The organism is Rhodobacterales bacterium HKCCA1288 (assembly GCA_015693905.1).
Classification (GTDB): domain Bacteria; phylum Pseudomonadota; class Alphaproteobacteria; order Rhodobacterales; family Rhodobacteraceae; genus M30B80.
The window spans coordinates 2,236,210-2,260,566 of record CP065161.1 but is presented as its reverse complement, the minus strand read 5'-3'; the positions used below and the strand labels follow the sequence as shown (position 1 = coordinate 2,260,566).

General features: G+C 51.5%; 22 protein-coding genes, 1 tRNA gene and 1 pseudogene. 12 read left to right on the top strand and 12 right to left on the bottom strand.

Annotation, left to right across the window (positions count from 1 at the left end; all coding sequences use genetic code 11):
- Nucleotides 1-3: 3 nt before the first annotated feature.
- The 4 genes from I3V23_11125 to I3V23_11110 form a co-directional block, all read right to left on the bottom strand.
- Nucleotides 4-849 (bottom strand): carbohydrate ABC transporter permease, encoded by an 846-nt coding sequence (locus I3V23_11125; protein QPI85107.1) that lies wholly within the window; start codon nt 847-849, stop codon nt 4-6.
- A 1-nt stretch (nt 850) separates the two neighbouring features.
- On the bottom strand, nt 851-1,717 hold the full coding sequence (locus I3V23_11120; protein QPI85106.1) for a sugar ABC transporter permease: 867 nt from the start codon (nt 1,715-1,717) through the stop codon (nt 851-853).
- Nucleotides 1,718-1,779: 62 nt separating this feature from the next.
- Nucleotides 1,780-3,318: an extracellular solute-binding protein gene (locus I3V23_11115; protein ID QPI85105.1), complete on the bottom strand. Its 1,539-nt coding sequence runs from the start codon at nt 3,316-3,318 to the stop codon at nt 1,780-1,782.
- 28 nt (nt 3,319-3,346) lie between these two features.
- Nucleotides 3,347-4,399: an NAD(P)-dependent alcohol dehydrogenase gene (locus I3V23_11110; protein ID QPI85104.1), complete on the bottom strand. Its 1,053-nt coding sequence runs from the start codon at nt 4,397-4,399 to the stop codon at nt 3,347-3,349.
- 213 nt (nt 4,400-4,612) lie between these two features.
- On the opposite strand from I3V23_11110, the gene I3V23_11105 reads away from it, so the two are divergent.
- The 6 genes from I3V23_11105 (at nt 4,613) to I3V23_11080 (ending at nt 11,646) form a co-directional block, all read left to right on the top strand.
- Nucleotides 4,613-6,430, top strand: coding sequence for a sigma-54-dependent Fis family transcriptional regulator (locus I3V23_11105; protein ID QPI85103.1), 1,818 nt, complete (start codon nt 4,613-4,615; stop codon nt 6,428-6,430).
- 210 nt (nt 6,431-6,640) lie between these two features.
- The gene (locus tag I3V23_11100) at nt 6,641-7,033 is read left to right on the top strand and encodes a hypothetical protein (protein QPI85102.1); all 393 of its coding nucleotides are present in this window, start codon (nt 6,641-6,643) and stop codon (nt 7,031-7,033) included.
- 707 nt (nt 7,034-7,740) lie between these two features.
- Nucleotides 7,741-8,289: a hypothetical protein gene (locus I3V23_11095; protein ID QPI85101.1), complete on the top strand. Its 549-nt coding sequence runs from the start codon at nt 7,741-7,743 to the stop codon at nt 8,287-8,289.
- Nucleotides 8,289-8,855, top strand: coding sequence for a recombinase family protein (locus I3V23_11090; protein QPI85100.1), 567 nt, complete (start codon nt 8,289-8,291; stop codon nt 8,853-8,855). The genes I3V23_11095 and I3V23_11090 overlap by 1 nt, the downstream gene beginning before the upstream one ends.
- Before the next feature lie 45 nt (nt 8,856-8,900).
- Entirely contained in the window at nt 8,901-10,061 is a 1,161-nt protein-coding gene (locus tag I3V23_11085; protein ID QPI85099.1) for a hypothetical protein, read from the top strand.
- A gap of 154 nt (nt 10,062-10,215) precedes the next feature.
- Complete coding sequence (locus tag I3V23_11080; GenBank protein ID QPI85098.1) at nt 10,216-11,646, top strand: hypothetical protein; 1,431 nt, start codon at nt 10,216-10,218, stop codon at nt 11,644-11,646.
- A 67-nt stretch (nt 11,647-11,713) separates the two neighbouring features.
- Here I3V23_11080 and I3V23_11075 read toward each other — a convergent pair whose 3' ends face one another.
- From I3V23_11075 to I3V23_11055, 5 genes are all read right to left on the bottom strand, one after another.
- Nucleotides 11,714-12,820, bottom strand: a complete 1,107-nt coding sequence (locus I3V23_11075) for a tyrosine-type recombinase/integrase (GenBank protein ID QPI85097.1) — start codon at nt 12,818-12,820, stop codon at nt 11,714-11,716.
- On the bottom strand, nt 12,759-13,820 hold the full coding sequence (locus I3V23_11070) for an IS630 family transposase (GenBank protein ID QPI86803.1): 1,062 nt from the start codon (nt 13,818-13,820) through the stop codon (nt 12,759-12,761). Before I3V23_11070 ends, I3V23_11075 begins: the two co-directional genes overlap by 62 nt.
- A gap of 31 nt (nt 13,821-13,851) precedes the next feature.
- The gene (locus tag I3V23_11065; protein QPI85096.1) at nt 13,852-14,340 is read right to left on the bottom strand and encodes a hypothetical protein; all 489 of its coding nucleotides are present in this window, start codon (nt 14,338-14,340) and stop codon (nt 13,852-13,854) included.
- A 99-nt stretch (nt 14,341-14,439) separates the two neighbouring features.
- Nucleotides 14,440-14,515, bottom strand: a tRNA-Ala gene (locus I3V23_11060).
- Nucleotides 14,516-14,615: 100 nt separating this feature from the next.
- Complete coding sequence (locus I3V23_11055) at nt 14,616-14,951, bottom strand: TIGR02300 family protein (protein QPI85095.1); 336 nt, start codon at nt 14,949-14,951, stop codon at nt 14,616-14,618.
- 132 nt (nt 14,952-15,083) lie between these two features.
- Between I3V23_11055 and I3V23_11050 the strand changes: the two genes are divergently transcribed.
- A complete protein-coding gene (locus tag I3V23_11050; protein ID QPI85094.1) occupies nt 15,084-15,803 on the top strand; it encodes a M48 family metallopeptidase in 720 nt (239 codons plus the stop codon).
- Nucleotides 15,804-15,825: 22 nt separating this feature from the next.
- Nucleotides 15,826-16,479 carry a GntR family transcriptional regulator gene (locus I3V23_11045; GenBank protein ID QPI85093.1) on the top strand — a complete coding sequence of 218 codons (654 nt, stop codon included), beginning with the start codon at nt 15,826-15,828 and terminating at the stop codon, nt 16,477-16,479.
- A gap of 188 nt (nt 16,480-16,667) precedes the next feature.
- Here I3V23_11045 and lpdA read toward each other — a convergent pair whose 3' ends face one another.
- From lpdA to I3V23_11030, 3 genes are all read right to left on the bottom strand, one after another.
- Nucleotides 16,668-18,056, bottom strand: a complete 1,389-nt coding sequence (lpdA, locus tag I3V23_11040; GenBank protein QPI85092.1) for a dihydrolipoyl dehydrogenase — start codon at nt 18,054-18,056, stop codon at nt 16,668-16,670.
- 165 nt (nt 18,057-18,221) lie between these two features.
- Nucleotides 18,222-18,611 (bottom strand): MAPEG family protein, encoded by a 390-nt coding sequence (locus I3V23_11035; protein QPI86802.1) that lies wholly within the window; start codon nt 18,609-18,611, stop codon nt 18,222-18,224.
- A gap of 41 nt (nt 18,612-18,652) precedes the next feature.
- Nucleotides 18,653-19,444 (bottom strand): SseB family protein, encoded by a 792-nt coding sequence (locus I3V23_11030; protein ID QPI85091.1) that lies wholly within the window; start codon nt 19,442-19,444, stop codon nt 18,653-18,655.
- Nucleotides 19,445-19,685: 241 nt separating this feature from the next.
- Between I3V23_11030 and I3V23_11025 the strand changes: the two genes are divergently transcribed.
- The 4 genes and pseudogenes from I3V23_11025 to I3V23_11010 all read left to right on the top strand — a co-directional run bounded on the left by I3V23_11025 (nt 19,686) and on the right by I3V23_11010 (nt 24,326).
- Nucleotides 19,686-20,339 carry an ATP-binding cassette domain-containing protein gene (locus tag I3V23_11025; GenBank protein QPI85090.1) on the top strand — a complete coding sequence of 218 codons (654 nt, stop codon included), beginning with the start codon at nt 19,686-19,688 and terminating at the stop codon, nt 20,337-20,339.
- Nucleotides 20,323-21,966, top strand: a pseudogene (locus I3V23_11020) (capsule biosynthesis protein). The gene I3V23_11025 and the pseudogene I3V23_11020 overlap by 17 nt, the downstream one beginning before the upstream one ends.
- Before the next feature lie 5 nt (nt 21,967-21,971).
- Complete coding sequence (gene kdsA, locus I3V23_11015) at nt 21,972-22,805, top strand: 3-deoxy-8-phosphooctulonate synthase (protein QPI85089.1); 834 nt, start codon at nt 21,972-21,974, stop codon at nt 22,803-22,805.
- A 24-nt stretch (nt 22,806-22,829) separates the two neighbouring features.
- Nucleotides 22,830-24,326 carry a phosphomannomutase/phosphoglucomutase gene (locus tag I3V23_11010; GenBank protein QPI85088.1) on the top strand — a complete coding sequence of 499 codons (1,497 nt, stop codon included), beginning with the start codon at nt 22,830-22,832 and terminating at the stop codon, nt 24,324-24,326.
- The last annotated feature ends 31 nt before the right edge of the window (nt 24,327-24,357 follow it).

Sequence of the window (24,357 nt, the reverse complement as noted above, 5' to 3'; positions counted from 1 at the left end):
ATCTTACCTGAATGCTCCGGCTAGTGATCCACGCGACATAAAGCGTTCAACGGCTACCGCTATGAGTGCCAGGGGTGTCACTGAGATTAACGCAAAAGCTGATAGCGACCACCACGGCGTCACTGACGAATTGAGCGAAACGATTGCCACTGGCAGAAGCTGCGTTTCCGTGAAAGTCAGCGTGAAGGCAAAGAAGAAGTCATTCCAGCCGAAAATGAGGCAAAACATTCCCGCCACTACCAAGCCCGCGATTGAATTTGGTAGCACTACCCGGAAAAAAGCGCCTACTGGTGTACAGCCATCAATCATTGCCATCTCATCCAGTTCACGAGGGATTGACCCAAAAAAGTCAATCATTACCCACACGGCTATCGGGAGTAGTAAGGCTATGTAGACTATGACCAAACCAGCCACGGTATCGAGTGCATTGATTTCTCGCAGCATCAAAAAAAACGGGATCGCTAAGACGATGGGCGGCATAATTCTCTGCGAAATGAAGAAAAACGTGATGTCGCTATTCTTTACGAAACCCGCACGAAATTGATAACGGCTAAGCCCGTAGGCGGCCAAAGTCCCTAGTGAGAGGCTTATAATGCTGGCTATTAAAGTTACCGTGGCAGAGTTGATAAACGGCCCCACGATATTGATGCCTTGGCTTCCGGTTGCGAAGAGTGTCCGCCAACCAATGGTAGATGGCTCAAATTCGAGCCACGGAATATAACGTGCTCCGCTGGTCACAGCGTTAGCGTCCTTAAAGGAAGTTGAGAGTGCCCAAAGAAAAGGAAACACCACGAAGGCAGACCATGCGAGCAGGCAAAGATATTTGATCAACTGATAGCTACGGCTCATCTCATGCATCCTTTCCAACAAGAAAGCGCATCAAAAGCTTGGCGATGACCGTGAGTGTAATGATCATCAGAACAAGGTAGGTCAGAGACAAAGCGGCTGAATATCCGACCTGAAAATCTCTCAGCCCTCTGATGTAGATGTAATAGGAAGGCGTCTCAGTAGCAGTACCGGGCCCACCGGAGGTCAGCACGTAGACCGTGTCCATAATCTTTGAGGCCTCAATAAGTCGAATAATTACCGCGCCAATAGAAATTGGTGCCATTAGGGGGAAGGTCACTTGCCAAAATGTCCGGATCGGCCCAGCCCCATCAATCGACGCTGCGAGATATGGTTCTCGGGGTAGAGAGACGAGCCCAGCGAACATCAACAAGAACATAAATGGCGTCCACTGCCAGATTTCCACAACCATCACGCTCACAAACGAACCCGTTGCGCTAGATAGCCATGGAACAGGCCCCATCCCTAAAGATAAAAGTATGTCATTTATTGGGCCGAGACTTTCATGAAACATAGTCCGCCAAATTACGGACATAACGACCGGCGTGGTCATCATCGGAACGAGAAATAAAACTCGAAATATTCGGCCACCAGCCATTTGCTTCCAGACTGCTAGCGCCAGAGCAAACCCTATCACGTATTGCAACGTTACAGTGACAGCACTCATGGCACAAAGCCGCACTAAACTTTCCCAAAATCGTGCGTCCGCAAACACACGCAAGTAATTTCGTCCGCCAATATAGTCGAGGCCTGCCTGGTAGACGTCCCAACTTGAAAAGCTGACACGCACGGTGAAAATCAGTGGAAAAATAATAATTGCCACAAGCGTCAATAACGCAGGTAGGAGAAAAAAATGTTTGGCCTTAAACATGTAGATTACCTTAGGTAAATGGGAGGTCAGCTGTCTGACCTCCCACCAAATTTCAGTTTACCTCAGCCTTCATTGTCTTCGAGACGCACGACGTTAGCATATGCTTCACGCAGTCTGTCGACACCGATACGCTCAACAATCTCCGACCATTCAACGGCAACTTGATCGAGAGCTTCCTGTGGCGTCTTCTGACCTGCTAGTGCGGCAGCCACCCCGTTAGCCATTGAAGACATAAACTGACCAACTCCAGGAACCCTTAGGTCATAGACTCGATTTTGGCTTTCTTCCATTTCAGACAGAGTGGTTACGTAGCTATCTGCCACAGAAGCATCCCAGCCAAGTCCCTGCCAGAAGCCGCTGTCAAAATGGCTGCTGCGGTAGGGGTTAACTCCGAAACGGCCAATTTGAAGATCATGGAATGTATTGGACTCGTTGGCAAAGAAGCAGAGATAATCGAACGCCATCTCTTGCTCATCGGACAGAGCCGATACCGCGGAGGACCAACCCCACGTCATGTATGGTGCGCGACTTGGCTCTTCAAACGTATCCCACTGACCAGAGATACGATTCCAAACTTCAGTTGCGCCAGGAAGCGGGGCCGCGCCGACCATGTTTCTTATACGGCTGTCTTCCTGTTGGGCTTGAATAAACGCGTCATCCCACGAATAGCTCATCAAAGTCTGGCCACCACCAAACGAGAAAATCTCATCCCCGAGCCCAAAATTCGTTCCTCCTGGAGGGAACGCTTGCTGGGCCTCAACGAATAGCTCCAGACCTCGCACAAAACCAGGAGTGTTGATCAACGGCTCCATAGTCTCGAGATCGAAGAAAAAACCACCAGTAACTTCTGGATGCTTCGCATATGGGGCTGCTCTGCTAATAAAAGCAGAGAACATCAAGTCATCACGTTTGGCTACTTCAGCTGAGCCATAATTGATCTCACCATCGCCATCCCAGTCAAAGCCGGAGAAGAACGAAGCAACTTGATTGTACTCCTCCCAAGTCGCTGGAATCGTCAGCTCGCGGCCAGTTTCTGCAAGGAAACGCGCACGAAGCTCGTCATTTTCAAACACATCGGTACGATACTTCAGGTAGTGACGGTCTCCATCCATTGGGTATTGGATCATTTGACCATTCCAAGTAGCCACACCGAGGAAGCTATCTGTTACGTCTGACATGCCCGTTGAGTTCAGATAAGTATCTGGAACCGGCTCAAGAAATTGATTGAAGTCGCCGATCCAAAGAGACCCATAAAAAAGGACGTCATAGGCATTCTGACCGCTTTGGAACGGGATCATGATCCGCTGGAACAGATCGCCAAATGGTACGTGGACCACATTGACTTCAGCACCGGTCAATTCGGCAAATTGTTCCGCATGTAGTGCGGTAGGCTCTCCAATAACGGGGATCGCATGAGTAATAATATTTAAAGTGCGGCCCGAATAGTCTTTGGCATCGATCGCGGCATAATTACAAGTGCCTGGCAAATCGGCATCAATGCCAAAAGATGTGTAATCTTGTGCCACCGCCTGAGGGGCAGCCACGAAGCTTGCCATTCCAAGTGCTAGAGCAGAAAAAGAACAACTCAGCTGTCTTTTCATTGGTATTCCTCCCTATGTATTGGTTTGTTCACGGAACTAGGACTGCCCGCCCGCTAATTTTCCCGTGATGCAGATCCTGCAGTGCAAGATTGGCGTCAGAAAGTTTGTACTCACGGGTTTCGAGATTGACTAAACCACGGTTGGCAAGCTCCATAAGTTCAGTCAGTTCGGCCCAAGTGCCGACCAAATTACCGATGATATTCTTTTCAGTAATCACTAGGTCGACGGTCGGAACTTGTACGTCTTCTCCATAGCCGATGACGTAGTAGCTGCCCGCATTGCGGGTCATTTGAATGCCTTTTGCGGTGGTTCCTTTTTCGCCTACAAAGTCCAAGACTGCCTCGGCGCCCCGGCCCCTCGTGAGGGATAAAACGGCTTCCACTTCGCCACCATCCGCGCGGACTAGGTGATCGGCCCCACACTCCTCAGCGAGTTGCAAAGATGCACTGGATGTATCGACTACAATTATTTCTGCCGCACACATTGCACGTAGGACCTGGATCGCTATGTGCCCGAGACCACCTGCACCGATAATCACGCAATACTCGCCTGGCAAAAGGTGCCGCGTCGCTTTCTTGGCCGCTCGATATGCCGTTAAGCCCGCGTCGGAGTAAGGCGCCACATCCTTAGGCGCTAACGACTTTGGCAGTGTCACAACGTTACGAGCTGATGTGACTAGCGCTTCCGCATAACCGCCATGACTATCCAAACCGGGAAATGTGCCATCCCCATGCATATCCTGACCACGGCGACAAGCTAAACAGGTTCCATTAGATATCTTGGGATGAACAATGACAGGGTCACCCTTTTTTAGACCCTCCACCTCGGGCCCAATATCTTCAATCCATCCAGCATTTTCATGACCCAAAATGAGGGGCAACAAGCCATTGCCTGTCGGGTCCATGTGGGGCCTCCAGACCCCCTCAATGACGTGCAAATCAGTTCGGCAGACGCCTGCACCACCAATACGGACGATGACATCTGAGCCCTTGGCTATTACCGGGTCATCCACATTGTCATAGCTCAACCATGATGACGCCGTCAGATCGTCGTCATATTTGTGTAGCACCTGCGCCTTCATGTCTGTCCTCCCAAACGCGTGTCGATTTAGCTGTCATTACGATGGCGCACTTGGAGCGATTTATGTGTCTGCTTCGTGTTCAGAAATTGTTTCCCAACTCGTGTTTGGTGTTCAAAAAATGCGCAATACAGTTGAAATTTAAGTAAACAACGTTCTTACTGCCTTGGACCGGACCGCCGTCATTGGGAGGTGAGGGCCTTGCAGTCATTATTCATGAGAGCGCGTGCGTCTTTAGAAAATAAAGGCGCCTTTGCTGCTGGTGCAGTTCCAGAAATGATTGCTGACAGCTGGCATCGATGTTTGAGACATGGACTGGACCCGTTAGGCGAACCGACTGACGCAGTACTCTCCTACGGGAAGTTGAGAGAGCGTCTCGAAAAACATGAGCGGCTACTATCGATTGTACGGCCAGAATTAGAGCTCCTTAGCAAACAAATTGCAGGCACTAATTATCTTACTGCCTTCGCCGATCGCGAGGGCATTGTTCTCGACGTTATAATGGACAATGAATTTAAGGAGAGTGACTGCTCTCGCAGTATCAACTTGGGATCAATTTGGAGCGAAGAAATGCGCGGTACGAACGCGCTCGGCCTAGCTCTTCATGCTGGCAAAACAGCGATGGTCACTGGGGGAGAACATTTTTTTTCGAAACACGGTGGAGTTTCTTGTGTCTCAACTCCGATATTCGACAGCAAAGGTGAGATCGTTGGCCTTCTAGATGCTTCTTCAGAAGTGGCAGCACGCCAGTTCCATACCCAAGCACTTGTTAGCCTCGCCGCCCTCAATATTGAAAATCGTTTATTTGTTGATGAGCATCGAAAAGATATAATCTTACAGTTCCATCCACGCGAAGAGTATCTTAGCACTCAGAGCGTGGGTATGATTAGTATTGATCAACATGGCAACTTAACTGGGATAAATCGTCGAGCAGCCGACATTTTGAATGGCATTGAGACGCATGGCGAAAAATCGTTTGAACAAGTTTTCCAAAATAGGTTCAGCGCAGCCCTAAAGCCTTTGATGCAGGGAGATGTTATTCGCCTCGTTGACTGGTTGAACTCTTCGTATTTTGCCCGCCTCCGCATTACACGCCCTCATGCGCGCGGGACTATTTCAAGACAGTCCGTGTCTTTAAGCGTACCCGCAGTTTTTAGCCTAAAAGCTTCGACGGGGCGTCTAGTAATCAGAGATGAGCAAGTTGCAGATTGCTTCAGGCTTGCGTTACGCTCGGCCAAAGTCGGCGCACCATTGGCTGTTATTGGGGATGCTGGGACTGGCAAGACAACTTTTGCTCAAACGGTTCACACCGAGATCAACCCAGCAAAACCACTAATAGTTTTGGACTGCTCAATGATAAAGTTTGAGTCAGACGGTGAAGGCTTGATAGCAGAAGTATTAGGCGCGACTGAAAAAACTAATTTCAATATTAATTCAGGCGGTACTCTAGTCCTTGAGAATTTAGCTAAAATTGATACGGCCGCAGCAGAAAAACTTGCCCATGTCGTCAATCGCCTGCTTCAATCCAAAACTAAATCCAACTGGCTGATAATCTCGACTGGTACAGCGAAGTTTGTCTGCGACAAGGATTGGTTACCTACCGTTAAGATGTCACTTTCAGGCCTTTCACAGGTGAGTCTACAATTACCAAATCTTTTGGAACGGACTGACTTTAGTCAGATAGCACAAGCAATGTTAGACAAAATGTCTGAAGATTATCGATTGTCTACTGGAGCGATCGAGGCGTTGAAAAGAATGCCCTATGACCAAAATTTAAACGACCTCGATAACCGCCTAAAAATATTAATGGTACAGTGCCCAGGTGGCATCATCCGCGAGGAGCAAGTAATCCGTCACTTGACTCAGTCGCAAAGTAAAGAAACAGCATGCCCAAAATGCATTGGCAACACTGCACGCGAAGCAAAGTGTAATGAAATCAACAGGGTTTTTCGCCAATGCAACTCTAACGTCGCGTTGGCATCACGAAAGTTAGGTGTGTCCAGAAATACGGTCTATTCTCACGTGACTACCTAATGCATTTAGAAACACATGTTTCACCATTAGTAATTTCTTTGTTACTAAGATCGCGATTATACAGAGGCTGTAGCAACCAGAAACGGTTTTGCGCTTGATTGCAGGAGATATTCAGGCGGCCGATATTCAAGACTCGAGACAGATGCCGCCAGAGACACCGCAAGAGATGCCATCAGTGATCGTGCAAGCCATAGACGATAGAGCCACGCCATGAAGCGCATCATCTTAGCCACAACCATCGCAGCCGCTAGTTTGGCAGGGGCCGCTTCTGCTGAGCTTATCGAATGCTCCATGACGGAAGCTCGTATCTCTACCAATGACGTTTGGGCGAGCGCTGAATGGTACAGCGAAGAGCCTACGCTGATATCCTTTTCAGAAACAGGAGTGGATGAGATTGCGTCTGCGTTCTGCCATACAGCACAGATGACTTACGACAGGGTCGATATGGATGAAATTCTGGTTCGCTGTGAAAAACCTGACGGCTCCGTTACGATTACTGTAAATCGAATGAGTGGAACCTTCTGGAAGTTGATCCTGACCAATGGTGGCGAGAACGGCGTAGCAACCGAAGGCACTTGCGTAACCGCAACAAGACGCTTCTGACCGCCACGACCTCATGGAATCAGTGTGCCTAAAGTGAAGAATCAGGGCCGATACATTCTCTAAATGTTGAACCCTCGTGTGTAAAAAGCCACCTATACACTAACGGAGTGGGTGGCACTGGCCGCTGCCCGCACCCCCTTCAAGCCTCACGTTATTGGTTCCCTAATGGTCAAGCCTTCAGGGTCACAGTATTCAGGTGTAGCTCCTCCAATGTCCAATGAAACAAGGGGAATAAGCCTATTTGGCTAGTACTAATCCTAGTCAAAATAGCCCTATCTCCTAGACGTTTTTGGTTTAACCTATACCCACAAGCCATTGAACAGACTCAGTATTATTTAATTTAAGTGTTTATAATCAAACACATAGAAATTCAAATAGTTTATGTTATACAAATAGCAATAATCCCTATTGATCTCAATATTTCTAATCAAAGCTCAATAATACAAGGCTTTATAATAGGTATATCCTATACTTCATATCTGTGTCTCAAGGGTACACCCTCATGGTAAACGACACAGAAATGCTTGAATTGTTTCTTATAGAGTGTCATATTCTGATTATCGGCACAAAAGGAGCCGTTCCAACTTGACTCTATGGGTCTAATGACACACTAACATAAAGGATATGATAACGATGACGATAATGTTCAAAAATTCTGAGACAGTTATACGACACAGTATACCTGTAAATGTAGGGGGGGTTCGCACATGAGCGCTTGGCTTGAATACAAAACAGACTTGTTGGGCATGATGGCACTGTTGAAAAACGGCCAAATCGATCCAGCGAATGGTGAGACCTTCGTCTGGTTGAACCAAATCGACAAACCAGAGTGGTCAGAAGCGCCACACGAAGAACAGCTTGAATTTGATTTCGGCCAAGACTTCGCTGGAGCTAACCCCGACCGTGAGCCTTATGATCCAACAAAGCTGGAATATGGTGTCGTGTTCGAAGCCGAACAAATAGACGCTGAACGCTGGATTGAAATAGGCGAACAGTTGGAGTTGGATTTAGAACCAATGCAGGGCCCAATTGATGATCCAATTTATATGTTGGATGAAGAATTCTTGGAGTCTCCTGACATCTGCATGGACTGCAAAGCCGATTATGTCGCCAACTGGTGGGTTGCAGGCAAAGCGCTGAAGCTCGAGGATGCATGCGGCTTTTCATTCCCCTTGGGGACAACGCATGAAGATATTGACGAACTCTGCAAAGCCAGTGGGGCAATAATGATTAGTCGAGCAGAAGGATTGCACTAATGCGAGTTGGCTACAGAAGAATATCAAGCGATACGCAGAACATGGAGCGGCAGGAATTGCCTGACTGTGAGCGTATATTCGAAGAAACAATGTCAGGGGCCGTGCGTGAGCGGCCCCAGCTCAACGAAATGCTAGACTTCATACGGCCAGGCGATGAGGTGGTGGTGCATGAGTTAAGCCGCCTTGCTCGTTCCCTGATCGACTTACAAGGCATCGTGCAAACCATCGTGGACAAGGGGTGCAGCATCACATTCTTATCTGAGCGTTTGACGTTCAGTGCAGATAACGATGACCCCATGGCCAAGCTACAGTTACACGTGATGGGGGCATTCGCAGAGTTTGAGCGTTCCCTCATCCGCAAGCGTCAAGCGGAAGGGATAGCCAAAGCAAAAGCGGCTGGTAAGTTCAAGGGACGCCAGCCTACTATCGACAGCGAGGAGATCATCAAGTTGCACCAAGCAAAGATTTCGCCCACGCAGATATGCAAGTTTCTAGGCATCTCACGTAGTTCTGTTTACCGTGCAATCAAAGAGCATGAAGCCATCAACAGCGAGGAGCGAGCGTAGCTCGCGGCAACACTAACAGCCTGACATCAAAGGTAACGGATTCAAATGTCACTGCCGCGATTAACAGAGTTTGATGATCTAGTAGCTCGGTTTCTTGAGTGGCATTACATTCGTGCGTTGTATCTTGATAACGATGATGCGGCCATGGCGAAGGCTTATCCTCACGCCAAAAAACAACTCAAGAAATGGGAAGTCGCATTCATCTCGTTACCCAAAGACGCTTGGGCAAAAGGTTTCTTCATGAGCATTGTAGGCCCTGAAGCGTGGCAGGGCGCTGAGATAGCGGACGATGCAAATATGGAGATGGCAATGATGCATCACCGCATGGCAATCGGTATGCCGTGGACAGCAGATCAAGGCTTGGCTTACGAGTACCAAAAGAAACTTGAGCGGCAGGCAGAAAAAGACGATGCCTTTTCTGACCTTGCAAAGGCACTGCCCAATGCTGTCACTCAATACAAGGCCAAGAAAAACGCAGATACAAAGCGATTTTCCAACCTAAATCCAAAAGCGCAAGAACAAGAAATCAACGCTTCGTTGGATCGTGACTTCTATGCTCAGGCCATCGTCAAAGCGGCACAAGCCGAAGGTGTAGACATAACCAAGCCTGAGCATCGAGAACTCATTGAAACCGTTATCTCTGAGCTTGATGCACTCCAGCCAGACCCAAGTTCTGAGTTCGAGATGCAGAACGTCATCAAGAAAATGCTACTGCACATCGGAGTCATAGGGGCTGAAACTCCACCATGGCAACAATCTCCAAGGCCAGCCAATGAAGCGCCAATCAAAGACGACACGGTTATCATGTCGGCGGAATCTTCTGCTGATCCTACAGAAGAAGCAAAAAGATACATCAACACCGTTATCAAATCGGCAATGGCTCCTGTCTCCAAAAGTAAAAAGCGTCAGGTGACCCCTGTTGAACAGCCAGCACCTAGAGCAAAAACATTACGTGTAGAAAAAGCACTCCTAAACCCACAAAATGCCAAGGATCGTAGCAGATACAAAAGTGCCTATTTCTTATGGGGCCAGATTAAATCCAAGCCCTACGAAATAGACGAACAATTCAAGATGACTGATTCACAAGCATCTGAATGGGCAGGCGTAGCCAAGGGCCAGCACACCAAGGATGTTATCAAAGTGTTGGTGGATGTTCGAGCCATTGAGCGGATCAAAGGCACACTGTATTATAGGAGGCTGGCGTGATGCTTGTCTGTCTTAATCCTTATCGGTTCCCTAATAGTATAGCTATAAGTGAGACTATGATAGTAGGGGCGGCCCCCCGAAGGGCCGACCTCCCTCTCTACGCGAGACTCAATGCGACACGTGCCTTTCCAAATCTTAGGAATATTAGCTCGTAATGTTTACTGATCTTGTCTCAGATATTGTGTCTCAGATCGAAGCTTCTGAAGTTCGTAAGCGTGCGAGGGATGCCTCTACTCAAATCCGCTTCAACTATTCCGTGGCTTATTTGGTCTTGGATATGTGGAAGGCTATCCAATCTATTCCGCCACGTGATTGCCTGATCCATAAGAAGAAGGCGTATTATTCTCGACAGCGTTACAGCTACACCAATGTTTCCCACCGTACCATGATGGATGCATTCGATGGCTTGAAGCGTCTGAACCTGATCATCGATGAAACAGGGCGTAAAGACCTCAATACTGGCAAAGGCATTCTAACCAAGTATTGGCCCACCGCTCCCATGGTAGACATGCTAAATGCGTTGGATGGTCATCCTGCAATCAATGGCGTTCATGTCGAAACACCTGAGCCAATTATCCTGCGTAAGATTACGAAGACATGGAATCCTGAAACAAAGGATACGATCCGTAGCACCGAAGACTTACCCTATATCGACACTGACAAGACCAATCTGTTCCGCTCTAACCTAGCTACGATAAACGATTGCTTGCTTCGGCATTGGCCAGACCTCGAACTCAATACGGCCGACATTCCTAAACTCGCAGAAGATATGAAGCGAAGCAGCGACAAGGCCCCAATAGATTTCTCACAGCGTACCCTCGTGCGGATATTCACGGTTGGCGATGATGCAGCCACTGACCGCTTTACACTGGGCGGTAGGTTCTACCGTGCATGGTGGCAGAATGTGCCGAAGAACTATCGCATGTTGATCACGATTGACGGTGAGCGCACATCTGAAGCCGACTATTCCCAGCTCCACCCCCAACTGTTGTATCACATGGCTGGCAAGGACATGGGGAACACTGATGCCTATGGCCGCATTCTAGATGGACAGCATCGTAAGCTCGTAAAACAGGCCTTCAATGCCATGCTCCAAATGTCACGCTTCTCTCCCGATGGCCCCAAAGACGATGGCTTCAAGGCTGGCTTAGAAAAGGCAGGCATAACTTGGGCTACGCTACGTGACAGCATTCTCGAAGCCCATGCTCCCGTAGCAGACCTGTTCTTCAAAGGCATAGGCAACAGCCTTCAATTCACTGATAGCTGTATTGCTGAAAAGGTGATGCTGGAGTTCGCCCAACGCGACATTCCAGTCCTGCCTGTCCATGACAGCTTCATAGTTAATCGGCATGTCGAAGGTAGTGGCGATTTAGAAGAGGTGATGCGCAAGGCCTACTTCGAGGTCACAGGCCACCGCATCGGCAAGATTGATACAACCCTTCTGTCTTGGTCTCGTGGGAAACAACCATCAAAGATTAAAGACACCGTATTCAAGGCGACAAAGTACGTTGCCAGAGCATTATCTGTTGATGCTGAGAAGTCTGGATGGGCTATGAGGCAACGGCTTTTCAAGGAGCGGCTTTAGCCGCGCTACTGAATAGTCGAACGTGTTGATCGTAATCGCACCACTCATGTCCACGCCAGTTAATTTCTCACTGGCTCTTGCGCAAAAAGGAAAAGTCTAATCGGCGAATTTCTTTGAGGACATTGGCCACGCGTGCTGCCTGACCATATGTTCGCGCTGTTTCACTACCTCCGTGACCCAATAAACGTTCTCGCATTTCCCAGTCAATTGTCGGCTCAGCATTTCGGCAGATGGTGGTGAAAGTATGCCTGAAACTATGGAGTGCTAAAGTCCTGTCTGTGGGATCATCGCGCACAGCGCGGACATAACCCATTAACTTGTTGGAGGCTTTGTTTGAAACCTTATTGTCATCGCCAGAGACTGGATAACTGAACAACCGATCTTCATCATGCTTGTTCCAACTGAAACCCCGTTTGGGCATTAACCGTACTATTTCAGGATGAAGGGGCACAAGTCTACGAGAGGGCGCATTCTTCACAACCATGTTGCGAGTATCGAGCCAGTGAACAGCAAGACCATCGACTGTTTCTTCGTGAATATCACTCCATCTGGCAGCAGCTATTTCCTCCAAGCGACAACCAGTAGCCGCAAGCATCGCCAAACAAAGGCGATCCTGCTCGGGTATCTGCATAGACCACAGCTTTGCGTATTCATGCTCGCGGAAATCACGATAAGACTTTGTTGGAGCACCACGCCCAGTAAACTCTAGACCTTCCCATAAAACTCCCGAAGAATAGCCCTGTTGGTACGCAAATTTCAGAACACCTTTAAGCGGCACGAAATACTGCTTGATGGTTTCAACTCCAACGCCCACTTCCTTATCTTCTGCATCAATGATTTCGTGCAGCGCATCCATGTAACTATAGGCGAATGGCAGGTTAAACTCTGATAACCGAACTCGCCCTGCCCATTTCTTGAACGTTTCGATTTTATTGCGCTGATCCTTAAGAGTTTTGTTGCGCTTTGGCTCTCCAGTCTTTTGATTTCGCAAAAACGAGGGATGTTGCAGATACTCCGCCGCAACGGCATCAAAAGTCTTAGTTTGTTTTACTGGCGCAAACCTCTCCTTGTTGAGCTGACGAAACTCTAACAGGAAGACTTCTATACCGCGCTTACTCCAAAACCCGAAAATCCTCGTGAGTGACGACCCTGAAGCTATCTGACACCTGATCACGGAATGTTTTCCACTCTTTGGGCAGGGTCTCTCGAAAGAACCTCAGGATCGCATCTGCGAACTTCTTTTGTGTGGGGTAGTAGCGATTGTGAGTGACGTATTGGTGCATGACCGCCCATAATCGTTCTATCGGATTTAGGTGCGGGCAATAAGGCGGTAGCTGGATCAGTCGTATGCGGCAGTCTGGTCGTTTGAGGAATTCGCGCACGTCCGGGCCCTTATGGTAAGCCGCATTATCCCAGATGACATAGATGATCCGCGAGAGAGGATTGCGTTCCTCAATCTTGGCCAGAAGCTGGGCGGCACTGACCCCGTCTACGGTGGTTGGTTCGACAAAGGGCGCATCAAAATTCTCAAGGTTGAGCGCGCCATGGATATTAACCCGCCCGCGTCCCGCGGTGGTTGTCACGGTGGGCTTTGATCCTGCCTTGACCCAGCCAAACGCAGGCTTTGTCTGATATTCGGGATGCACCGCATCGGCGAAATACACGGCTTCATCGGCGCCCAACCCGTTCAGCAGCTGCTCGTATAGCGCAATGAATTCGGCTTGTTTCTCTTCAGATGCAACGCGTGGCAGCCCTTTCGGCTTCCGGTATTCATAGCCCAGCCGCGACAGAAGCTTGATGCAGCCCGAGTGGGAATAGTCCACGCCATATTGTGCCGCGATGTACGCCCTGATCTCGACAGTCGATCGACAGAAGCGGTCGTCCAGCCAGGTGCAAAGCTCCGTCTCTTGAGCTGTCGTCATGCGGGACTGACCACCCTTCCAGCCGTCGGTCGAAAGCGCGTCCCAGCCGCCCTCTCGGTAGGTCTTGTACCAGCCCCGAATGGTATCATCGTCCAGATACAGAAACTCCGCGATAGCCTGACAGGACTTACCGTCATCAAGGAGCAGGATTGCATTGGCGCGCCGTGCAACGCCGTGATCTTCGCGCTGGCTACGCACGCAAACCTCAAGTTCACGCCGTTCTGAAGAGGAGAGAAAACCGGGACGGATCATGCGCATATCTGAATCGTTGCCCACTCGAACGTCAACCCTTCAAATCTCGGTTCTTCAATGACTCCCAGTATAATGCATCCCGCACTAAGTCAGCGTGCTCTGCTATGAGAGGAGCGTCCTCCCAATCAGTAGCTTGTGCCTCAATGATACCCCCGGCTCGAACCCGAAGGTCATCTTCAAGATGGTATCGTGTTTCTTCATCAAACAGCTTCTTGCAGACATCATTCAGATCTTTAGGCATTTGCGCGGGAGTATACTTATTGATCAACGCTTCAAGTTGCAGGTAAGCCTTAGAAAGTGGGTGATTTGTCAACTGGGCTTCATCAAGCCTTGCCCACAATTGGGCCTCAAGATCACGCAACTTATCACGAGCAAATTCGAGGTCACTGGTGCCAGTGCTAATGTGAATCTGCTTGGCGCCCCCCATCATACCACGGAGAGGAATGGGCACAGTGCAGTAGACGTACCAGTTCTTGCGCCCTGATCTCTTAGAGAGTGTGGCCTTCTCGTAAACAGTCATTCCGTATACCCCACCGTATACCCCACCGTATACCCCAAATGGTGGCACATAGGCTAAATTAGGTCAACGAAATAAGGAAATCAATGGGTTATGAGGATTTGGTGGAGCCTAGGGGGATCGAACCCCTGACCTCTTGCATGCCATGCAAGCGCTCTCCCAGCTGAGCTAAGGCCCCGTAACCATGCGCAACATTTGTTGCGATCTGCGGTTTATGGTGTCGCGCGGGGCAGATCAAGCGAAAAATCCGCCCCACACGCAACGGTTTTCAAAGTGGTTTACTCGTCATCATCCGAACCGACATCGGCAATGTCATCGAGCGAGACATTGTCGTCATCGTCATCTTCGAGAAGATCATCATCGAGATCGGAATCATCATCCAACACCAAATCATCTTCATCATCCAAGACCACCTCATCATCCGCATGGGCGTTGGACTTAGCCGCAGAGGCGGCAGATGGTTTTTCGGCGACCAAGCTGCGGCTGCCTTTACCAGTATCTAATGTGACCACCTCGCCCGTATATGGGCTGACGATTGGGTCTTTGTTTAGGTCGTAGAAACGCTTGCCTGTGGTTGGGCATACGCGTTTAACACCCCATTCCTCTTTGGGCATGACACCCCCTTCAATGAACGCTATCGAGAGAATTGCGATCCCCTGCCACAATGTGAATAGGGTGTCAAAGGCTTTCCGAAAACTAATGCGCGGATTGCCCGTTCGATTGACGAAACACAGAGGCTTATTGCGATGCGGCGCAAGACATCATCTTGGATTCACCAGTTGGACGGGCCACAGCCCGTTGAGGTGGTGATGAAGAAATCCGTGCGCGCCACGCGATTTTCGTTACGGGTGTCCAATCGAGATGGCACTGTCAGCCTAACCATGCCCCATTGGGCGCCAGAAGGTGAGGCCTTGGCCTTTCTGCACGCTCGCCGTGATTGGTTGATGGGGCATTTGCAAAACCGCCCCACAGCACAGCGCCCCGTCATTGGTGCGGTGATTCCCATCGAAGGTGTTCCCCATCCAATCATCGCAGGCAGTGGCCGTTCCGCAAAGCTGGTCGATGGATGTTTAAGCGTTGCCGATGATCCACGCCTGCCCATTCGCGTGGCCGCCTTTCTAAAAACCCGCGCCAATGCGCGGCTCCACACAGCCTCGGAATATTACGCGAATAAACTGGGAAGACAGTTTTCCAAGCTCACACTTCGTGACACCAAAAGCCGCTGGGGCAGTTGCTCGGCGCAGGGTCATTTGATGTATTCTTGGCGACTGATCATGGCCCCGCCTGAGGTGCTAGATTATGTCGCCGCCCATGAGGTTGCGCATTTGGCAGAAATGAACCACGGCCCAAAATTCTGGGCACATTGCGCCGCGCTTTGCCCTGAGTATCAACGGCATCGCGCATGGCTCAAAACCCATGGGAACGAGATTTTGGCTTGGCGTTTTGAGAGCTTGCCAACGGGATAAGGTTTGTGATCACATATAGCCTATGTTGATCAACCCGCGCCCAGCTGAACAAACCGCTGCCGTGGCCCATGAACGGGTCTATCGCGCTTTGCGCTCGCGCATCATGCATGGCGAAATTTTACCGGGGCGGGCAATGACGCTGCGCGGAATTGGCCAAGAATTTCAGGTATCCATGACCCCTGCGCGCGAGGCGGTGCGGCGTTTGGTCAGCGAAGGTGCATTGTTTTTATCGGCTTCTGGCCGCGTATCGACCCCAGAACTTAGTAATGAACGGATCGAAGAATTGGCAGCGTTACGCGCCTTGCTTGAGCCTGAATTGGCCGCACGCGCCCTGCCGCGGGCGCATATGGCCCTTATCGAACGTATGGAAAGCACCAATAGCGCGATTGCAGGGGTGATCCATACGGGCGATGCCATTGCCTATATTCGCTATAACCTTGAATTCCACCGCACGCTCTATTTGCGCGCACAAGCGCCCGCAATGTTGGCTTTGGCGGAAACGGTTTGGCTGCAATTGGGGCCGACCATGCGCGCCCTCTACGGGCGGCTCAACCGAACCGATGCACCGCAGCATCATCGCTCAATCCTCGCTGCATTAAAGGCTGGAGATGAGCCAGGGTTGCGCTTGGCCGTTCGGGCCGATGTCACCCATGGATTAAGGCTGCTGGCCGCCTGAGGCTGACCATTAACCATTGCTTAAACCGAATCGGGTTTTAAATGAGCCATGCGGTTTGCAGTCCCCCAATCAGGAAACCGCCGTTAGACTTGCCCAAGGTTTCCCCGACTGTTGCGCAAGTCACCCCAAAGGAAAGATGCCGAATGCCTCCCCTGCATTCGGCATCTCTTTGTTTCAAACGCCGCAAGTCAGGCGTGGATCGCCCCATCCCCACAGGCCAATGCCGCCTCGCGCACTGCCTCAGAGAATGTAGGATGCGCATGACAGGTCAGCGCCAAATCCTGCGCACTGGCGCCAAATTCCATCGCGACACAAACCTCATGGATCAAATCCCCTGCTGCAGGGCCAATGATATGAGCCCCCAAAATGCGGTCAGTGTCTTTGTCGGCAAGGATTTTCACAAAACCATCCGCCGCGAAATTCGCCTTAGCGCGGCCGTTGCCCATAAAGGAGAATTTCCCAACCTTATAAGCGCGGCCCTCAGCCTTCAGCATCTCCTCAGTCGCGCCAACCGAAGCCACTTCGGGGTTTGTGTAAACCACGCCAGGGATCACACCATAATTCACATGACCATGTTTGCCCGCGACAACCTCGGCAACGGCCATGCCTTCGTCCTCGGCTTTATGCGCCAACATTGGGCCTGCGATACAATCGCCAATCGCATAAACGCCCTTGATATTGGTCTGCCAGTGGCCATCCGTTTTGATTTGGCCGCGCTCGGACAGTTCCACCCCAAGCGCATCAAGGCCAAGCCCCTCGGTGTAGGGTTTGCGCCCAGTCGCAACCAGAACCACATCCGCAACAACCTGATGGTCGCTGTCATCTTTCTTTAATTTGTAGCTGACAGTCGCATTGGTCTTGGTCGTTTTTACCCCTTGAACAGCGGCGCCAAGCGTAAATTTCAAACCCTGTTTTGAAAGAATTTTTTGGAAATTCTTGGCAACTTCACTGTCCATACCGGGGGTGATGGTATCGAGATACTCAATCACCTCGACCTCGGCCCCAAGACGGGCATAGACCGACCCAAGCTCAAGACCGATAACCCCAGCACCAATGACAACCATTTTCTTGGGCACTTTACCCAGAGCCAAGGCACCCTCAGACGTGACCACGATTTTTTCGTCTACCTCAATGCCTGGCAGCGTGGACGGCGTTGAGCCAGATGCAATAATGATCGATTTTGCGTTATGGGTTGTGTCGCCAACCTTCACCTGCCCCGCTGCGGGGATGGAACCAAAGCCTTTAATCCAATCCACCTTGTTCTTTTTGAACAGGAATTCGATCCCTTTGGTGTTTTGGCCAATCACATCATCTTTATAGGCCAGCATACCTTTCCAATCGACCTTGGGCGCAGCACCTTTGAGGCCCATCTTGGCGAAGTTATGTTCTGCCTCGTGCAAGGCATGGCTAGCGTGCAGCAGCGCCTTAGACGGAATGCAGCCGATATTAAGGCATGTGCCGCCCAATGTGTCGCGGGCTTCGACACAGGCGGTCTTTAGGCCCAACTGTGCGCAACGGATTGCACACACATAGCCACCAGGGCCTGCGCCAATAACGATAACATCATAATCTGCCATAATCTTCGCCTCCTTGGCGCTTGGTCGTGGCCCTGTGTCAGGCCGAATTTGCCAAGCGCATAGGAAATTGGCGTGCGCGAAACAAGGATTTTCACCCCTCACCCCCCCGAAAACGGGCCAAAATAGCGCGGCTCAGGGGGTGATTTTCGGCTTTGTGATCACAAATTAAAAAACTGCGATCACAACCATAGCGATTGTCGCAAAGAACCCAACCGCCCAAATGACAGACCGCCACGGCGTGAGTCCCTGCGCATAGGCTGGCACATAAAGGATCCGCGCCACCAAATAGGCATGGGCGCAAATTTCGGTGGCAGCATTAGACGCCCCAAGCGCCGTTACCAACCCCACCGCGATGGCAAAGAGGATCAATGCCTCAAAATGGTTGTTTAAGGCGCGCTGCAATCGGCCTGCCACACCCGTTAGGCTTTTGGCTGTATCCCGCGCACTCATGGAATACCCAACCCCGACCTGTAAATTCGCAACAACGCCATACAGCATCAATTGGAATACCTGTAAAAAGAAAGCGAGGGCGAGAATGTAGAGCTCGGTCGTCAATGCGGTTTGCATGGCTAAGCCTTTCGTTGCAGCGGGCCAAGCTATCGCAGCTTGGGTGGGTTATCTGGGTCCGATCCCGGCGCGGGGCGTTCCCGTGGCTTTTCAACCTGTGGCAGATCAAAACGCAAGCCAACCTTCGCCAATTTGGCAACAAAGGCCTCATGTGACGGCAAAAACACCACGTCAAGCATGCCCGCCTCAACGCCAGACAGATGGAGCGTTTCTGAAACGGCGCGCGCCAAGGCCTCATGCGCCTCAGGCGCTGCATCGATAAAGCATAGAATATGGCTGTGACTGCCATCGGCATAATCGGCTAAGGCAAGATAGGCCCCTGCGGCCAACCCCGTCAGCCCTGCTAATTTGGCGTCCAACGCAATCAAAACATCTTGCGGCAGGCCGCGTGGTGCGTTCAGCGACACGGGGCGCGCATCTATGGATGTTGGCCCCTGCTCGGCAATATCGCGCAGCCAGATCATCGCAGCGCCGTCAAGCAAGATCTCGCTGGGCGCGACCCCAAGGTTCAAGCCCAGACCAATATCCTGAGGTGCCAACATTTTCGCCAAGGCCCGCCCCGTAAGCGCAGCATAGGGAGCTTCTACCCCGTCCACGAACTGCGACAGCCGTTCTTCGCGGTCAAAGGCCAAGACAAAGGAAACCCCCTCAGATGTCAGGATTTTTGGCTCAATCCGATCCTGCCCAGCGGCCATTGGGCGCTCAAGCAGCACGAATAGCTCAGCCCCCAAAAGGCGGTCATAGAACCGCATTCGCGGCATCTGGGCATCAGGGTCTGCTTGCATTTGCGCATGGGCATGATCCAAGGGCGTTTCGGTCATCCATCAACACTCCAACATCTTGCGCAAAAGACGCGCAGGCCAGGATTATTTCCCCCATCCCGTATTGCCCTGCCTCGGCCTGCGCAAGGGCGGGGCGCAGGATCACACCCAATCTTGCAACAAATTGCCAAACCCGCCCCACCTCACACATAATTCATAGACATAAACCATGCATAAATGTCATATATGGGAAAATGCGCGAAGAATAATCGGCGCTTAGGCAAGCAGTATAGGGCTGAGAATGCTCGAATTTGTGAATGTTTCCAAATCGTTTTGGACGGGCACCCAGAGAAAGGTGATCCTTGATCGCGCCTCGTTTCGGGTCGATCTCGGACAGTCTTTGGGGATTCTGGCCCCAAACGGCACTGGGAAAACCACATTGATCAACATGATGGCGGGCCTTGAAAAACCTGACGAAGGAGAAATTCACCGGGGCTGTCGCATTTCCTTTCCGCTTGGGTTTATGGGCGGGGTGGTCGGGCGCCTCTCAGCCAGTGAGAACGCACGCTACATCGCCCATCTTTACGGCCTTGATGCCGACTATGTTCAAGCCTTTTGTCGATGGGTTTGCGATCTAGGTGAATATTTTGATCGGCCCCTTGGCACTTATTCCTCGGGCATGCGGGCGCGGTTTTCGTTTTCGCTGCTGCTCGCGCTTGAGTTTGACATTTACTTGATTGACGAGGGGATGCCCTCATCCACTGATGCGGAATTCAACCGCCGTGCGGGCTCTATCCTCGCGGAGCGTTTGAAATCAGCCACAGTCATTATCGTATCACACCAAATGCGAACCGTAGAGCGTTTTGCCCAGAAAGCCGCCGTTCTGCGCGATGGCGCGCTCTATCGTTTCAACAATTTGGAGGAGGCAAAGGCGCTTTATGACTACTCCACCTAAGGCACGCAAATTCCGATTAGGCAGCATTGCAGGCGGAACTGCACCCCATCAAACGGATCAAGCCGCAACCGAAGATCGTCCCTTTGACCCCAATGATGACGGATTCGGTGATCGCGTTTTCCCAGGATCAGCGGCACATGCAGCAGGCACCACATCCCTGCCCCCTGCAAATTCTGAGGCGCAGCAGATCGAAGAGGCGCTGGCCGAGATACGGCGTGAAGGTCTGACAGGTCGGCAGTTGCGGATGGCACGGCGCTTAGCGTTGAAGCATGGTCTGGAGCCCGCTTCGGATTTTGATGCGGTGCGGATGCTGCGCCAACGTGGCCTTGACCCATTTGCCCGCACGCCGATGATCAACCTATTTTCAAACAGCGGCCCTGAGGCGGAGGAGGGTGCAAGCCAAAACTTGCCCGCGCGCATTACTCGCCAAACCCTGCCTGCCTCTCCCACGGCTGCAGCCCCTATGGACGAGGCGGGCCGGCTGGCCGAAATTCGCCATGTGCAGATGGAAATCGCACGGCGGCGCAAACGTAAATTGGTGCTACTTGGCGCACGTTTGGCATTTTTCGTGCTCTTACCCACCATGCTTGTGGGGTGGTATTTCTACATGGTGGCGACACCGATGTATGCCACCAATACCGAATTCTTGATCCAAAAGGCCGAGGCACAAAGCAGTTCCTCGGGCTTGGGTGGGCTACTTGGCGGATCAAGTTTTGCTACAGTCCAAGAAAGCATCACCGTCCAAAGCTATTTGACAAGTCGCGAAGCAATGCTGCGGCTTGATGAAGAGATGAACCTGCGCGCACATTTCAGTGACCCCGCCCTTGACCCACTGACGCGTTTACCCGCCAATGCCAGTGACGAAGAGCTATACGACACCTATCTGCGTCACCTGACCATTGGCTATGACCCGACCGAAGGCTTAATCAAGATGGAGGTTCTGGCCTCTGATCCTGAAACCTCGCAGAATTTCTCAACCGCCTTGATCACCTACGCTGAAGAGCGGGTGGATCAAATGAGCCAACGTTTACGCGAAGATCAAATGCGTGGCGCGCGGGAAAGTTATGAAGAAGCCGAGGCTAATATGATGTCCGCGCGTCAACGCGTGATCGAATTGCAAGAACGGCGCGGGATTTTGTCAGCTGATCGCGAGGTTGCAACCGTGTTCCAGCAGATCTCGAATTTCGAGCTGCAATTGCAGGAAGAAAGACTGCGCTTGAGTGAACTGTTATCGAACCCTCGCCCCAACTCGACCCGTGTTGAGGTGGCTGAACGCAATATTGCAAGCCTTGAAACCTTAATCGAAAGCCTGCGCAGTGGCCTGACCGATACGGATACAGGCGAAACCTCACTTGCACGGGTGCAGTCGGAATTGATGGTGGCTTAGACCGATTTAGAAACACGCCAACAAATGCTCAGCCAAGCTCTGCAACAGATGGAGGGCGCACGGATCGAGGCCAATCGCCAAACGCTTTACCTCTCTATCGGGGTCTTTCCTATCGCCCCTGACGAGGCGGCCTATCCGCGCAGTTTTGAAAATACATTGCTTGCCTTCCTTGTGTTTTCGGGCATCTACCTGTTGATATCAATGACAGCATCCATTCTTCGCGAACAGGTATCGGCGTAAAAACTATGAGAGACGTGCAAATCGGAAATCTGACGGTCGGCAACGACCGCCCGCTCACGCTTATTGCGGGGCCTTGCCAATTGGAAAGCGCAGACCATGCGCAGATGATTGCAGGTATCCTAAAAGAGGCCTGCGAAAAGGCAGGCGCGCAGTATATTTTCAAGGGCAGCTTTGATAAGGCCAATCGCACCTCACTCAATGCCGCGCCCCCCTTGGGTTTGGATAAAGGCCTTGAGGTTTTAGCATCTGTTAAATCCACGCTTGGCGTGCCTGTTCTGACCGATATTCACGAAAAAGAGCAATGCGCCCCCGTGGCCGAGGTGGTGGATGTTCTCCAGATCCCTGCTTTTCTGTGCCGCCAAACCGCCCTTTTGCTAGCGGCGGGAAGGACGGGTGCCGTGATCAACGTCAAAAAGGGACAGTTTCTTGCCCCGTGGGATATTCCCAATGTGGTCGCCAAAATCGAAAGCACGGGCAATGATCGGATCCTGCTCACCGAGCGCGGGGTCAGTTTCGGCTATAACCGCCTCGTGGTTGATATGCAGTCTCTGCCCGAGATGGCAAAAACGGGCTGCCCCGTTGTAATGGATGCAACCCACGCTGTGGCACAACCTGGGGGTTTGGGTGGCGCATCAGGCGGGCAGCGCGAATTCGCCCCAGTTTTGGCCCGTGCCGCCGTGGCGGTTGGTGTGGCCGCGGTCTTTACCGAGACGCACCAAGACCCCGACAACGCCCCTTGCGATGGCCCCAATATGATCCGACTGTCGGATATGCCCGCATTAATTGAAATGTTGATGCAGCTTGACCAATTGGCCAAAGCCAACCCAATCCGCATTTAACCCAAGCCCAATAAGGTATTCGTCATGACAAAACCCCTCGCCGAGGTCACCCCGAATACATGGGCCTTTTTGCGCGATCCCATGATTAAACCGACCGGGTTTCGCGAATATGATGCACGCTGGCGTTTTCCCGAAGAGATCAACCTGCCAGGCGTTACTGCCTTGGGTCTAGGGCTTGGCACACAAATGCATGAGGCGGGCATCCGCCCTGAGATCGTGGTCGCCAATGATTACCGCGACTATTCGCTCTCGGTTAAAAACGCGCTGATCTTGGGTTTGATGCAGGCGGGGATCAAGGTGCGGGATATCGGCCCCGCCCTCAGCCCGATGGCCTATTTCGCGCAATTTCACCTTGATGCGCCAGCCGTGGCCATGGTGACAGCCAGCCATAACCCCAATGGATGGACAGGGGTGAAAATGGGATTTGAAAAGCCCCTCACCCATGGCCCAGTCGAGATGGCGCGTTTGCGCGATATCGTTTTGGGCGGCGCGGGTGTGGCGCGCACGGGCGGCGCGTATGAGTTTGTCGATGGGGTCAAAGAGGCCTATTTGGATGATCTCGTTGGCGATTTCAAAATGACCCGCAAGCTGCGCGTGGTCTGCGCCACGGGCAATGGCACGGCTTCGGCCTTTGCCCCTGAGTTATTCGCGCGCATGGGGGTCGAGGTGGTCGCATCACATAATGCGCTTGATTACACATTCCCACATTACAACCCAAACCCCGAAGCGATGGAAATGTTGCATGACATGGCCGACACTGTGCGTGAAAGCGGCGCTGATTTTGCGCTTGGGTTTGACGGGGACGGCGATCGTTGCGGCGTGGCCGACAATGAAGGTGAAGAAATTTTCGCCGATAAGATGGGCGTGATCTTGGCCCGCGATCTGGCCAAACATCACAAGGGCGCGATTTTCGTAGCGGATGTGAAATCTACGGGGCTTTATGCCTCTGATCCTGAATTGCGGGCGCTTGGCGCGCGGGCGGATTATTGGAAAACCGGCCACAGCCATATGAAACGCCGCGTGCATGAATTGGGCGCACTCGCGGGGTTCGAAAAATCGGGCCACTATTTCTTCGCGCCGCCTCTGGGGCGTGGCTATGATTGCGGCATGCGCGTTGCGGTAGAAATCTGTAAATTGATGGATCGCAACCCTGACGCCTCTATGGCGGATCTGCGCCGCGCTTTGCCCCAAACCTACGCCACCCCGACCATGTCACCCTATTGCGCGGACACGATAAAATACGATGTTCTCGCTCGGTTGGTGGAAAAACTCGTGGCTTTACAGGGTCAAGGCGGCTCACTGGGCGGGCAGAAAATCGTGGATGTTGTCACGGTAAATGGCGCGCGGGTGATGTTGGAAAATGGCGGATGGGGCCTTGTGCGCGCCTCATCCAACACGCCGAATTTGGTGGTTGTCTGCGAAAGTCCCGCCAGCGAAGCAGAAATGCGCGCAATCTTCCAAGACCTAGACGCGATCATTCGAACAGAACCCGATGTCGGGGCCTATGATCAAACGATTTGAGACCACGAAAATAAACCAAAGATTTTTCGCA